The sequence below is a fragment of the Amycolatopsis sp. lyj-112 genome (assembly GCF_046549055.1).
Lineage (GTDB): Bacteria > Actinomycetota > Actinomycetes > Mycobacteriales > Pseudonocardiaceae > Amycolatopsis.
This window is the reverse complement of the sequence record NZ_JAJPWS010000001.1, coordinates 635,262-648,411: the sequence shown is the minus strand read 5'-3', so window position 1 is coordinate 648,411 and position 13,150 is coordinate 635,262. Positions and strand designations below refer to the sequence as shown.

The window sequence follows — 13,150 nt, the reverse complement described above, 5'->3', positions numbered from 1 at the left end:
GTTTCGCGTGACTGGACGGACGACACGCGTGTCCAGACGGACGGCGAGCGTGTTCAGATGGACGCCACGGGGTGGAATCCGGCCGCGGGCGTGTCGTCCGTCCAGTCACAGGTGTCGTCCGTCCGGTCGCGTCCGGGGAGGCTGCGGTGTCGCATGGGGTCGGGTTGTCGTGAGTCAGGAAAGAACGAGCGGGACCTGCGGCGCGGGCCCCTCGGACAGCGGGATCTGGAACCGCTGCGCCAGGTAGGCGGCCAGTGAGTGGAACAGCGGCGCGGCCGAATGTCCTTCGGGCAGTGAGGTCTCCGGCGCGTCGAGCCGGATGCCGATCACGAACCTCGGGTTGTCCGCGGGCAGGATCCCGGCGAAGGTGATGTTGTACAGGTGGTTGCTGTACGCCTTGGTCTGCGGGTCGACCTGCTGGCCGGTGCCGGTCTTGCCGGAGACCTGGTAGCCCTCCAGGGCCGCCGTGGGCGCGGTGCCGCTCTGCTGCCCCTTACCCTTCTGCACTACCGCACGCATCATGTCGCGGACGGTCTTCGCCGTCTGCGGGCTGACGACCTGCACGGTCTTCGGCGCGGGCTCGGGGACCGCGGTCCCGTCCGGGTTGATCTTCGCCTTGACCACCCGCGGTTCCACGCGCAGCCCGTCGTTCGCGATGGCCTGGTACATCCCGGCCATCTGCACGACGGTCATCGAAAGGCCCTGTCCGATCGGCAGGTTGCCGAAGGTCGTGGCGTACCACTGGTTCCGCGGCGGCACGACGCCCGGGCTCTCACCCGGCAGGCCGAGGCCGGTGCGCTGGCCGAGGCCGAATTTCTTCAGCAGGTTCGCGTAGTGGTCCTCGCCGATCTTCTGCGCCAGCAGCAGGGTTCCGACGTTCGACGACTTCGCGAAGATGCCGGTGGTGGTGAACTGCTGTGTGCCGTGGTTCCAGGCGTCCTTGACGACCTTGTCCGCCACCTGCAGCGAACCCGGCACCGCCATCGACGCCTCGGGCGTGGTGAGACCCGCGTCGATCGCGCCCGCGGCGGTGACGATCTTGTTCACCGAGCCGGGTTCGAACGGCGTGGTCACCGCGCGGTTGTTCAGGTTCTCCGTCTCGCCCCGCGACTCCTGGTCGTTGAGGTTGACCGTCTTGTCGTTGGCCAGCGCGTAGACCTCGCCGGTCTTCGAGTCCATGATGACCGCCTGGCCGCCCTTGGCCCGCGACTTGGTGACGTACTCGCTCAGCTGCCGTTGCAGTTCGTACTGCAGGTCCGTGTCGATCGTCAGTTGCAGATCCGAGCCGGGGACGGCGTTCTGGATGTCCCGTTCGGTACCGGGGATGACCAGGTTGTCGTTGCCGTTCCGGGTGTTGACGATCTTGCGTCCGGGTGTTCCGGCGAGATCGTTGTCCCGCGAGGCCTCGAGACCGTAGACACCGTGCAGGTTCTGCTTCGAGACGACCTTCTCGTCGGTGCGCCAGTTCGCGTAGCCGATGACGTTCGCGCCGATCGCGTCGCCCGGGTACTCCCGCTTGGAGCGCTTCTCGACGCTGATCCACGGGTATACCTTGACAATCGCGTCGGCGACCGACGGCTCGATGTCGTGTACCAGGTAGGTGAACCCGTCGGGCTTGTGGAACTTGTCCAGCAGGTCCTTCTCGGTGGTCACGCCCGGCAGCTTGGCTGAGATCAACTTCGCCGCGCCCGCCACCTCGGTCTCGAAGTCCTTGCCCTTGGTGGGGTTCTTCGCGGCGAGCTCGTCCCTCGTCTTGCGCAGCCAGTTCAGGCTCACCGCGAGCGTCCGCACCTCGATGCTGAACGCGATCTTCGTCCCGTTGCGGTCCATGATGGACCCACGCTGCGCGGGACTTTCGATCACCGACGCCCGCTGCTTTTCCGCCGCTTCGGACAGCGCACCGGCCTCGAACCATTGAACTTGAATGAGTTTGAGACCGGCGAGCACCATCACGACGATCAGCAGCATCCGCACACCGGTGAACCGGCTCGGATGTCCCCCGTTGCCCCGCCGGGCGGTGGCACGACGGGTCCCGGCGGCATACGTCCGCCGAGCGCTTCCCGCCGACCGGGCCCGGGACTGTGCCGGACGGCCGGGTGACATCACTGACCTCCCTGTGCCGGATTCTGTGCCGGGGGCGCTTCGTTCTGGGCGGGCGGTGCGGCGTTCTCCTGCGGGACCGCGGGCTGGTCACCCTCGATCGGCGCACCCTGCTGCGTGCCCTCGGCGGCCGGCGGCGGGGCCTGCACGTCCGGGATCGCCGGCGCGTCCGCCTGAGCCTTCTTCGGCTCACCGACCAAAGAGGACTGTCCGTCCGGGCCGACCACGATATGCGCCGGGTTGCCGCCGGGGACCATGCCGAGTTCCCGGGCCTTGGGCGCCAGCGAAGCGGGCGATTCGGCCTTCGCGACCTCGCGCAGCAGCCGTTCCTTCGACTCCGCGAGCCCGGCGTTGGCCGTACGCAGTTGTTCGAGGCGGTACGAGTCGGCGATGGCCTGCGTGGTCAGCCACAGCGTGCTCGCCACGCCGACGGCCAGCAGGCCCATCATCATCAGCACGAACGACGCGCGGGAGCGCGGCCAACGCAGCTTGAAGGCCTTCTTCGGCTCTGCCTTGCCCGCGCCGCTTTCGGCATCGGGGCGGCTGCGTTGCTGGTCGCGTTGCAGAAGATCGGCGCGCTGGGCGCGGCGGGCGTAGGCGCGTTCGGCCGCTGACGTCCGGCCGCGGGAGGCACGGGTGGACGTCGTGGTCTCCGGTGCGGCGGTGTCCGGCGCCTCGTCGACCGTGGCGGTCGCGCGGGCACGCCGGGCGGGCGCCGGGGCGCCCCGGCGTCCGCGGGACTTCGCGGGTGCGGTCATCGTGCTCGGTCTCCGATCCGTTCGGCGGCTCGCAGCCGCACGGAGGCGGCCCGTGGGTTCAGTTCGGTCTCCGCCTCGCCGGCCTTCTCGGCCCCTCTGGTGAGCAGTTTCAGTTCCGGGCCGTGGCCCGGCAGTTCCACCGGAAGCCCTTCCGGGGTCCGGGATTTCGCCAGTTCCGTGATCGCCTGTTTGACCAGGCGGTCCTCGAGGGACTGGTAGGACTCCACGACGATGCGGCCGCCGACGGCGAGTACGGACAGCGCCCGCGGCATCGCCCGCCGCAGCACCTCCAGTTCGCCGTTGACCTCGATCCTCAACGCCTGGAAAGTCCGTTTCGCCGGATGCCCGCCGGTGCGCCTGCTCGCCGCGGGGACCGCGTCGTAGAGCAGTTCCACCAGCCGCCCGCTGCGCGTGAAAGGTTCCTTCTCACGTTCTGCCACAACGGCTCGGACGATCTTCTTGGCGAACCGCTCCTCGCCGTAGTCGCGCAGGATCCGGATCAGCTCGCCGGGCCCGTAGGTGTTGAGCACGTCGGCCGCGGTGATCCCGGTGGTCGGGTCCATCCGCATGTCCAGCGGGGAATCCTTGGAGTAGGCGAAACCGCGCTCGGAACGATCCAGCTGCATGGACGAGACGCCGAGGTCGAACAGGATTCCGTCCACTCTGGACAGTCCGAGCCCCTTGAGCGCGGACGGCATCTCGTCGTAGACGGCGTGCACGAAGTCGACACGATCACCGTGCGGCGCAAGCCGTTTCGCGGAGAGTTCCAGCGCGTTGGGGTCGCGGTCGAGCGCGACCAGGCGCAGGGAAGGGAACGCGGTGAGCAGCGCGTCCGAGTGACCGCCGAGCCCGACTGTCGCGTCGACCAGAACGGCTTCGCGGTCGGAGAAGACCGGTGCGAACAGTTCCACGATGCGGTCCAGAAGCACCGGCACGTGCTCGTGTCCGTCTGCCATGTCTTCCCCCCTTTCCTGTCATGCCGGGGAAGATGCCGGATGCCGTCAGGTCCCTGTCCGCCCGCTTACTGACCTGGTACCGGGGAAGGTGTACCAGGGCCACTGAGCGGACAGAGGCCTCACGGCATCCGTGTGGACGTTTCCCGTTGTGCCCGAAGCGTGAACCCCCGCCCCCCGACGGCGTGGGTGCTTCCTCGGTCACGGCTAGAAAACGCCCGGCAGAACTTCCTCTCGAGCCTGCGCGTAGCTGTCCTCGTGTTCGTCCAGGTAGCCCTGCCACGCTTGGGCGTCCCAGATCTCCAGCCTGGTGATCGCCCCGATCACCACGCATTCCTTGTTCAGCCCGGCGTAGCGTCGGAGCTCGGGCGCGATGGCGACGCGTCCTTGCCCGTCCGGGCGTTGTTCGTCCGTCCCGGCGAAGAGATAACGCTGAAAGGCCCGGACGGCCTCGTTCGTGAACGGGGCCTCGGCGACCTTCTTCGCCATCTGCTCGAACTCGGCCCGGGGGAAGACGAAGAGACAGTGATCCTGTCCCTTGGTGACCATCAGCCCACCGGCGAGCGCGTCGCGGAACTTCGCGGGCAGCGTCAACCGCCCTTTGTCGTCCATTTTCGGGGTGTGGGTGCCGAGGAACATCGACTCCACCTCCCTACCGATCTCGGCTGCGAACAACCAAGGTCGGCCACGGGGCTCCCTACTGCCCCACTGGCCACCACCGTACCCCACTTTTCACCACAGTCAACGCGACAAAAGCCGTGACCACTCCGTCGTGTCAGACGTTTTCGCTGGTCAGCCAGGTGGGGCCAGGTGGGGGCGTGGTGGGGGACGGTGGCCAAGATCCCCCTGGGCGGGTATCGAAGCAACCTCATCTATGCCTGATGCGTCCGGATTTCGGCAGCCGGATCTCTGTCAGGGGGCGAAGTGGGGGAGAAAGTGGGGAATCCGGGGTGGAGCGGCGGGGAACATTGTGGAGGGTGGGCGACACGACATCGGTTCATCCCAGGAATTCGACGGCTGTCCTCTGAGGACACCTTGATCAACGGGGCCTCGCACGCGGACCAGCGCGGCCGTGCCGCCCCTTGACCGGCTAGCGGTCCGGATCGAGCAGGCCGGCCAAGCGCGCGGCCAGCCGGGGACCGTCCACAGGGGACACATTCACCCAGGCCTGCCCGCCGCGCCCCTCGGTCCGCGCGGCGCAGTACGCGCCGACGTCGGTGTCGAACCAGGTCAGTCCGCCGGCCCGCCGGGCCCGGCCGTCGCGGCCGCGGGTCCGCACGGTGAACTGGCCGGCACTGTAGACCGGCCGCGCCTGGATGGCGAGTGCCTCGCGCAGCTGGCTGTCCGATGCCGACGATCGGCCGCCGCCGCCGAACACCGGGTCTTCGAGGTCACCGGATCCACGGTCGAACCGCGCCGCGGGCAGGCTGATCCCGTAGCCGGGCCCCGGCCGCATTTCCGGGAGGACGTCGACGATCGCGGTGAACACCTCGCTGTCGCTGATCCCGGAAAGCGCGATGGTCTGCTCGGGCTGGGTGGCCAGGACGCCGTGCCGCCCGCGCGCGGCCGAGACGGCGCGGAACGGGGCCTCGGCCGTCATATCCGCCAGCGCTTCGCACTCGACGTAGACCTCTGCTTTGGCGAGCACCCCCAGCCGCGCCTCCAGAGCCGCGTCGATGCGGCCTTCGTCAAAAAGGCCGCGTTCGGTGAGGTTTTCGTAGACCGCGCCGCGGATCTCGGCGCGTTCCGCCTCCGTCCCGCCGACGCTGTGGACGATCAACGGTGAGGGCGGTACCGCGAAACCGAGATCGGACCAGAGGACGTCGAACGCCGACGCGGAAACGCGGATCAAGACCGCCCCAGCTCGGGCGGCTTCCCGAACGAGATCTGCGGAGTGAGCGAGTGCAGCGCGGTGTCGCGGGTGTTCATCACGTCGACGGCCTTGCGGCGGGCCTCCTCGGCTTCCGCCCGCTTGGCCTCCATCTCGTCGGCGAGCGCGGCGAGCGCGAACAGGTTCCCGCCCGCGGCGGCGCCGCGGATCATCGCGCCCGGATCGAAGTCCACCGGCGGCGGCATGTCCGCGCGCGCCCGCGCCGCCACCTCCGCCTGCCCGGTCACCGCCTGCCCGAGCGCGGCCGAGAGGTCCGCGGACCAGGTCAGCCAGCCGGACGCCTGGGCCAGCACGCCGCGCAGGGCATCTCCCGCTTCGCCACGCCAGTTCTCCTCGCTGCTGCCGACCAGGCCGGCCAGGTCGGACGTCGCGTCGTGCATACGCCGCGCGAGACCGTCCCAGGCGGCGCCGATCCCGCCCGCCGCTTCGGGGTCGTTGCCCGCCTCGACCTCGGCGGCCAGCGCCTCATGGCTGTAGGCCTCGTACCGCGTGGCCGCGACCGGGACCTCACGGCCCGGAATCTCTCCTTCAGGCACGGCACCTTCTCCTAGGGCAGTTTGGGTTCGGCCAGTCCCGCCACCGTCACCGCGCGCTCGCAGGCGAGCGGGGTGTCGGTGAAGTTCGTGTTGCTCACGTCGATCTGGACGCTCGCCTTCTCCCCCATGCCGAGCAGGACCGCGCAGGTCCCATCGGCGGCCTTCTTGTCCGCGACCTTGAGCGCCTCGCGGTCGCCGACCTTGGTCTTCGTGGCGGTCTTGCGCGCGACTTCGAGGTCGCGCAGCCCGTTCCGCTCGTCCACGGTGATGGTGACGCCGAACGTGGCGGGCACCGTCCAGTCGCAGGCGCGGGCCCCGTTGATCTCCTTCGGGACGCCGAGCACGTTCAGCCCGGCCGTCGACCGGTCCTGCGGGCCGAGCAGCGCACACGGGTCGACCGCGGCGTTCCCGGCCGCCGGAGCGGAGGTCGCGGGAGCCGACGGTCGCGCGTCGCCTCCGTCGCCGACCGGAATATGCGCCTGGCCTGCGACCCCTTGCCCGCAGGCGGACACTGTAAGGACAGCGAAGGCACCGAGGGCGCCGAGAACAGGGAGGCGGGACGTCATGGGTTCAGCCGCCGACACAGTCCACGTCTTCCGCCGCTTGTTCATCCTGACGGGTGTAGCGGGCCAGCGCCTTCTCCATCCGGTTCTTGAGCGCCTCGAGTTCCTTGCCGAACGCCGTGAGCGCCTCGACGGCCGATCCCTCGGTGCCGATCCCGTACTGCGCCATGAACCGGCCGACCTCGTCCGCGTATCCCCCGCCAAGGGGAACCGTGCGGCCGAGTACCTTGGCCTCGCGGACCATCTGGCCGACCACGTCCTGCAGCGCGGAGATCTTCACGTGGGCGTCGGCCGCCAGCTCCGGCGCGACCGCGAACCCGCTCAGATCGAACCGCGGCTTGGCGGTGCTCACCTCGCTCATATGCGATTACGCCTCTCCGTAGTCGAGCGACCTCGCACCGGAGCATACGACAAAACACCGTGTCAGCGGGAGCACCCGAAAACGCGCTCAGCTCACCCGATCGAGGTAAGGTGGCTGGTCGCACAGAGTCATCAACCGGGGTTGGCGGGGTTCCCCCCACCAGTTCGCCCGAGTTTGACACACTTCGTGGGAGGCTGACCGCTGCTCGGGGGACCGGAATGGTCCAGCAGCAGACCCAGCGGACATCCAGCCACAGCGGCACCAGGAGGTCGAGTGACGTCGAGAATCCAGTCTGCGACGCCCGGCGAACAGCAGGGCGAGCAGACAACCGGGCAAACGCCGTACCCCACGGCGGCGGGCTCGGTCAGCGGTCGGCAGAACGGGAGGGCGAGCAGAGCGTCCCTCGACGAGCTGCACGAGACCGCGCGGCGGATCGCCGCCAACGTGGAGCGGGTACTGGTCGGCAAACCCGACGTCATCCGCATCGCGCTCGTCACCCTGCTCGCCGAAGGGCACCTCCTCGTCGAGGACGTCCCCGGGGTCGGCAAGACCTCGCTGGCGAAGGCGCTGGCCCGGTCGATCGACTGCACCGTGAGCCGCATCCAGTTCACCCCCGACCTGCTGCCCAGCGACGTCACCGGGGTGTCCATCTACAACCGGCAGAGCGGCGGGTTCGAATTCCGTCCCGGCCCGGTGTTCGCGAACATCGTGGTCGGCGACGAGATCAACCGCGCCTCGCCGAAGACGCAGTCGGCCCTGCTCGAATGCATGGAAGAGCACCAGGTCACCGTCGACACTTCGACGTACCACCTCGAAGAGCCGTTCATGGTGATCGCGACCCAGAACCCGATCGAGATGGAGGGCACCTACGCGCTGCCCGAAGCTCAGCGGGACCGGTTCACCGCGCGCGTGTCCATCGGCTACCCCGACCAGCAGGCCGAACTGGCCATGGTCGAGGAGCACGCCGGGCACAACCCGATGGCCGATCTGGAGCCGGTCTCCGATCGTGACACGGTGCAGCGGCTGATCGAGACGGTCCGGGCGGTGCACATGTCGCCGGAGGTCCGCAAGTACGCCGTCGACCTGGTGTCCGCGACCCGGCAGGTGCCGGAGATCCGCCTCGGCGCCTCTCCTCGCGCCACCCTGCAGCTGGTCCGCTCCGCTCGGGCGCAGGCCGCGCTTTCGGGCCGTGAGTTCGTCGTCCCGGACGACCTGCACACGGTCGCGGTCCCGGTGCTGGCGCACCGGCTGGTGCTCACCACCGAGGCCCACGCCGCCCGCCGTTCGGCCACCGACGTGGTCCGCGCGATCCTGCACCGCGTTCCCGTGCCGCAGGGTTCCGCCGGGACGAACCACCGCTGATCAGAAAGAAAACGGCGCCATGCTGCGTGCTCTGTCCGGCCTGACCACACGCGGCCGCTGCCTCCTCGCCGCCGGCGTCGCCGCGGCGGTGTGCTCGTTCGTGCTCAACGAACGGGACCTGCTGCGGGTAGCGGTGTTCGTCGTCGCCCTGCCGCTGCTGGTCGCCTTCTTCATCTCGGCGACCCGCCTGCGGCTGGGCGCGGCGCGCGCGCTGCGCCCGGAGCGGGTCTCGGTCGGCTCGCCCGGCGAAGTCCAGCTCGAACTGTGGCGCAACGGCCGGCTCCCGGCCGGTGAGGTGCTGCTCGAAGACGGCGTGCCGTACGCGCTGGGATCGCGGCCGCGGTTCGTCGTCGAACGGCTTCCCCACGACCGGCGGGTCGCGCTGCGGTACCCGCTGCAGCCGGTGCTGCGCGGGATCCAGCAGGTCGGCCCGCTGCGGGCGACGATCACCGACCCGTTCGGGCTGTGCGAGTTCGAGCGCGAGCTGATCGGGCATTCCCGGCTGGTCGTGGTGCCGAAGGTGATCGGGCTGTGGGGCCTGCCCAGTGGCGCCGGCATCGGCGCCGGGGACGACGGCAGCATCCGCCTGCACGCCGGACAGGGCGAGGCGGACGTGATCGTCCGGCAGTACCGCCAAGGCGACGACCTGCGAAAGGTCCACTGGCGCTCGACGGCCCGCCGCGACGAGATCATGGTCCGCGTCGAGGAACGCCCCTGGCGCGGCGGCACCACGGTGCTGCTCGACCACCGCGCGGCCGCGCATCACGGCACCGGCCCCGCCGCGAGCCTCGAATGGGCCGTCTCCTTCGTCGCTTCCGTGGCGCTGCACCTGCGGCGTTCCGGCCATCGCGTCCGGCTGGTCACCGAACACGGCCACCGGCTGACCGACACCCCCGGTGAAGGTGGCGAGCACTACGACAACGTGGTCCTCGACGTCCTCGCCGCCCTCCAGCCCGCGCACCAGCGCGACATCACCCTCGGCAGCGACCCGGCCGAAGGACAGGAACTCATCGCCGTGCTCGGCACCGTGAGCAACGAATCCGTGCACGAGCTGTCCCGGTACCGCCCGCGCGGGATCCGGAGCCTCGCCGTGCTGCTCGACACCCCAGGCTGGTCCTCGGGCGTCAACAAGCCCGAGAACCGCGCCGCCGCCACCGAAGAGTCGGTGGCGCTGCTGCGCGCGGCGGGCTGGGGCGTCGTCGTCGCCGGTCCGGGATCACCGATGCAGCAGGTCTGGTCGGAGCTGTGCCAGACCGCCACCCGCCGGGGAACCCTGATCGGAGGGGGCCTGTGACCGCCACCGCGCCACCCCGCCCCCACACCCCGAAACCGCGGCCCGTCGAACCGGCGCCGGTCTGGACGAGCAGCGTGCTCGCCCCGGTCGCCGCCGGGCTCGCCACGCTGTTCGCCTCGACGTCGCTGACCGGCGTCGTCACGGGCTGGGCGTGGTTCGGCTACCTGCTGGTCGCGGTCGTGCTGATCGCCTCCACCGGGCTCGCCCTGCGCTCGCTGCGCGCGCCGACCATCGTCGTCGGCCTGGCGCAACTGCTGGTGCTGCTGTTCCTGATCACCGGGGCGTTCACCACCAGCGGGATCCTGACGATCATCCCCGGCCCGGACGCGCTCGACGAACTGCGCGGCGTGCTCGCCGCGTCGGCCGAGCAGATCCGCGTCGGACTGCCGCCGGTCGAAGGCACGCCCCCGATCCTGTGCCTGGTGACGATCGCGATCGGCCTGGTCGCGGTCCTGGTCGACACGCTCGCGGTGGCCGCCGCCGCACCCGCGGCGACCGGCCTGGTGCTGCTGTGCGTGTACGCCGTGCCCGCCGCGCTGGCCGAAGAAATGCTGCCGTGGTGGACGTTCCTGCTCGGCGCGGCCGCGTTCGCCGCACTGCTCGCCGTCGACGGCAACCACCGGCATCGCCGCTGGCGCAACCGGGACGCGCCCGGGCTCGGCAATTCGGCGGGCACCCTGTCCGCCCCCGTCGGCGTGGTGAGCGCGGCGATCGCGATGGGACTGGTCATCGGCGCCGCCGTGACCGGTGTCGGCACGGTCGGCAGCCTCCCCGGCGGCGACGGCACCGGTCGTGGCGGTTCCGGCGGGTTCGGCGTCGAGCCGTTCACCCAGCTGCGCGGCCTGCTCGACCAGGGCGAGAACGTCGAACTGTTCCGGGTCTACGGGATGGGCGCGGACAAGCGGCTGTTGCGCGCGTTCACCCTCGACACCTACACGCCGAACAAGGGCTGGGGACTCGCCCAGAACGGCCGGGCCCAGCAAGGTGTGCAGGCCAACCGCGGCCTGCCGCCCGCCCCGGGCGACGACGGCGCCGGACCCGGACGGGAGATCCGGATCGAGCCGACGAACTGGGTCGACAACTGGCTGCCGATCTACGGCGCGCCGAGGACACTCAACGGGCTGGCCGACAACTGGCTGTACGACCCGGTCGGCGGCGCGGTGTTCACCACGACCAAGCAGGGCGCGCCCGCCTACACCGAAACCGCGTCGATCAAGGAGCCGTCGAAGGACGAACTCCGGCTCGACGACCCGCAGCTCGCCGATGTCCCGCCGCAGTACCTCAAGGTCGACCGCGTCGACCCGCGAGTGGCCGCGAAGGCCGAGCAGCTGACGGCGAACGAGACCAACAACTTCGACAAGGCACAGGCGATCTGGTCGTTCTTCACCGCGCAGAACGGCTTCGTCTACGACACCAAGACCGCCGACGCCACCGACGCCGACGCGCTCGCCGACTTCATCCTCAACGGCAAACGCGGCTTCTGTGAGCAGTTCGCCTCCGCGATGGCCGTGATGCTGCGGTCGGCGGGCATCCCGTCACGGGTCGCCATCGGCTTCACCTCCGGCACGCCGAAGGGCGATCACCTCTCGATCAGCTCCGAAGACGCGCACGCGTGGGTCGAGGTCTACTTCGGCACCCGGGGCTGGGTCAGCTTCGACCCGACGCCGCTGGTCGACGGCCGCGCGGTCGTCCCGCCGTACCTGCAGACCGACAGCAGCGCCAGCTCGACCAACGACACCCAGGAAGTCCCGACAGCGCCGGCGTCGAGCGCCCCCGCGACCGGCACGCCCCGGGACCCGGGCGCGGACCTCGGCGCGGACGGCACCGGGGCCCAGCAGGACGAAGAGCCGCTGTGGCCGGCCATCCTCGCCGGGCTCCTGGGCGGTCTGGCGGCCGCGTTGACCGTGGTCGTCATCGTCCGCTCGCGGCTCAGATACCGGGCTCTGATGCGCTCGAAGACCGGCCCTGGCTCCGGGGACGACGATGACGCCGGGCCCCCGACAGGATTCCTGGACAACCCTCAGGTGGCGAACTGGCTCCCGCTGATCGCGATCGGGCTGTGGGTGGCCGCGTTCGCGTTCCTGGCGGCCTGGGTCTCTTGGTGGTTCGCGCTGATCCTGGTGCTGGTCCTCGGCGGGCTGGGCACCCCGACCGCGATCCGGGAGATCAAACGGCGGCTGCGGCTGCAGAAGATCGCGAGCCACTCCCCCACCGCGGCCGACGCGGCCTGGCGCGAGCTGATGGACGAATGCGCGGACCGCGGCCTGCCGATCTCCGTCGGCGACACGGTGCGCGTGGCCGGCCGGAAGGTCGTCGAGAAGCATCGCCTGGACGACGAAGGCCGCTCCGGCCTGCGGACGGTCATCGGCGCCGTGGAGACGTCCTGGTACTCCGAGAAACAGGAGCCGGACCAGGCACTGGGGCCGGCCTTCGACGAGGTTCGCAAAAGCCTGCGCCGGAACGCGCCCATGTCGTGGAAGGGCCGCCTCTTCCCACGCTCGCTACGACGCCGGGACAAATAGCGCGGGCTGTCCGTCACCTAGGTGGACCAGAGCGAATGGCAGAGGCGCTTCGGTCCACACGAGGAGCGTGAACGCCTCCGTGGAGTCCTCCCGGTACGCCGCCATCAGAATCCCTTTGCCCGGTGCCGGGGCGTCGTCGCACAGCTCCCAGCCGAAGCCGCTGCTGTCGCTGAAGGCGGTCACCGAGTAAACCGGCCGTCGTACTCCCAAGGTCCTGAGGTCACCTGCGCAGTATCCCGGCGCAAGACAACGCGAACATGCCGACGAGGCAACGCCTCGTCGGCATGTTCGCGTGTGTGAGAGCTACTGCTCCTCGAAGCGCTGGCGAAAGCGCTCTTCCATGCGCTGGGTGAACGAACTCCGGCGGGCCGACGACTTACCGCCGCCGCTTCCACCGGCTCCCGAATCACCGTCGCCCTTGCCGCTCTCGCCTTCGGCTCCTTGCCGAATCGATGTGACGGCCAACATCACCCCGAAGAACATCACCAGGAACCCGAGCACGCTGATCACCGGTATCTCGGCGACCCTGATGTTGACCACCACGCCGAGCACCAGCAGTGCCACACCGACCACGAACAGGGCTACACCCTGAAAACGTCGTCGGCGAGCGGGTCGGCGCAACCGGGTGCCACGCACCGTGGATGCGAACTTGGGGTCCTCGGCATAGAGCTCGCGCTCGATCTGATCGAGCAGCCGCTGCTCATGCTCGGAGAGTGGCATCTTTCCTCCTCCGGCACAGCTGTCGCGGGCGCCGGGCCGCGCAACGTCATGGACCCAACAGACAACCCCAGGCGGGGTGTCTCTGTCCAG

General features: G+C 69.9%; 13 protein-coding genes. 4 read left to right on the top strand and 9 right to left on the bottom strand.

From position 1 onward, the window contains the following. Nucleotides 1-174: 174 nt before the first annotated feature. The 8 genes from ACLJRL_RS03110 to ACLJRL_RS03075 form a co-directional block, all read right to left on the bottom strand. The gene (locus ACLJRL_RS03110) at nucleotides 175-2,103 is read right to left on the bottom strand and encodes a peptidoglycan D,D-transpeptidase FtsI family protein (protein WP_410654440.1); all 1,929 of its coding nucleotides are present in this window, start codon (nucleotides 2,101-2,103) and stop codon (nucleotides 175-177) included. Further along, nucleotides 2,103-2,858, bottom strand: a complete 756-nt coding sequence (locus tag ACLJRL_RS03105; RefSeq protein WP_410654439.1) for a hypothetical protein — start codon at nucleotides 2,856-2,858, stop codon at nucleotides 2,103-2,105. The genes ACLJRL_RS03110 and ACLJRL_RS03105 overlap by 1 nt, the downstream gene beginning before the upstream one ends. Next, a complete protein-coding gene (rsmH, locus tag ACLJRL_RS03100; protein ID WP_410654438.1) occupies nucleotides 2,855-3,814 on the bottom strand; it encodes a 16S rRNA (cytosine(1402)-N(4))-methyltransferase RsmH in 960 nt (319 codons plus the stop codon). The genes ACLJRL_RS03105 and rsmH overlap by 4 nt, the downstream gene beginning before the upstream one ends. A 204-nt stretch (nucleotides 3,815-4,018) precedes the next feature. After that, the gene (mraZ, locus tag ACLJRL_RS03095) at nucleotides 4,019-4,450 is read right to left on the bottom strand and encodes a division/cell wall cluster transcriptional repressor MraZ (protein WP_410654437.1); all 432 of its coding nucleotides are present in this window, start codon (nucleotides 4,448-4,450) and stop codon (nucleotides 4,019-4,021) included. Nucleotides 4,451-4,901: 451 nt separating this feature from the next. Then, nucleotides 4,902-5,663 carry an ESX secretion-associated protein EspG gene (locus ACLJRL_RS03090; protein WP_410654436.1) on the bottom strand — a complete coding sequence of 254 codons (762 nt, stop codon included), beginning with the start codon at nucleotides 5,661-5,663 and terminating at the stop codon, nucleotides 4,902-4,904. Then, nucleotides 5,660-6,238: a PPE domain-containing protein gene (locus ACLJRL_RS03085; RefSeq protein ID WP_410654435.1), complete on the bottom strand. Its 579-nt coding sequence runs from the start codon at nucleotides 6,236-6,238 to the stop codon at nucleotides 5,660-5,662. The genes ACLJRL_RS03090 and ACLJRL_RS03085 overlap by 4 nt, the downstream gene beginning before the upstream one ends. Before the next feature lie 11 nt (nucleotides 6,239-6,249). Next, on the bottom strand, nucleotides 6,250-6,804 hold the full coding sequence (locus ACLJRL_RS03080) for a DUF3558 domain-containing protein (protein ID WP_410654434.1): 555 nt from the start codon (nucleotides 6,802-6,804) through the stop codon (nucleotides 6,250-6,252). 4 nt (nucleotides 6,805-6,808) lie between these two features. Then, nucleotides 6,809-7,162, bottom strand: coding sequence for a hypothetical protein (locus ACLJRL_RS03075; protein ID WP_410654433.1), 354 nt, complete (start codon nucleotides 7,160-7,162; stop codon nucleotides 6,809-6,811). Between the two features lie 273 nt (nucleotides 7,163-7,435). Here ACLJRL_RS03075 and ACLJRL_RS03070 point away from each other — a divergent pair, with 273 nt between their 5' ends. The 4 genes from ACLJRL_RS03070 to ACLJRL_RS03055 all read left to right on the top strand — a co-directional run bounded on the left by ACLJRL_RS03070 (nucleotide 7,436) and on the right by ACLJRL_RS03055 (nucleotide 12,530). Further along, entirely contained in the window at nucleotides 7,436-8,524 is a 1,089-nt protein-coding gene (locus ACLJRL_RS03070; RefSeq protein WP_410654432.1) for an AAA family ATPase, read from the top strand. Nucleotides 8,525-8,543: 19 nt separating this feature from the next. After that, nucleotides 8,544-9,818 carry a DUF58 domain-containing protein gene (locus ACLJRL_RS03065; RefSeq protein ID WP_410654431.1) on the top strand — a complete coding sequence of 425 codons (1,275 nt, stop codon included), beginning with the start codon at nucleotides 8,544-8,546 and terminating at the stop codon, nucleotides 9,816-9,818. After that, the gene (locus ACLJRL_RS03060) at nucleotides 9,815-12,340 is read left to right on the top strand and encodes a transglutaminaseTgpA domain-containing protein (protein ID WP_410654430.1); all 2,526 of its coding nucleotides are present in this window, start codon (nucleotides 9,815-9,817) and stop codon (nucleotides 12,338-12,340) included. Before ACLJRL_RS03065 ends, ACLJRL_RS03060 begins: the two co-directional genes overlap by 4 nt. 67 nt (nucleotides 12,341-12,407) lie before the next feature. Further along, the gene (locus ACLJRL_RS03055; protein ID WP_410654429.1) at nucleotides 12,408-12,530 is read left to right on the top strand and encodes a hypothetical protein; all 123 of its coding nucleotides are present in this window, start codon (nucleotides 12,408-12,410) and stop codon (nucleotides 12,528-12,530) included. 113 nt (nucleotides 12,531-12,643) lie between these two features. Here ACLJRL_RS03055 and ACLJRL_RS03050 read toward each other — a convergent pair whose 3' ends face one another. After that, nucleotides 12,644-13,060 (bottom strand): DUF3040 domain-containing protein, encoded by a 417-nt coding sequence (locus ACLJRL_RS03050; RefSeq protein WP_410654428.1) that lies wholly within the window; start codon nucleotides 13,058-13,060, stop codon nucleotides 12,644-12,646. Nucleotides 13,061-13,150 lie beyond the last annotated feature (90 nt).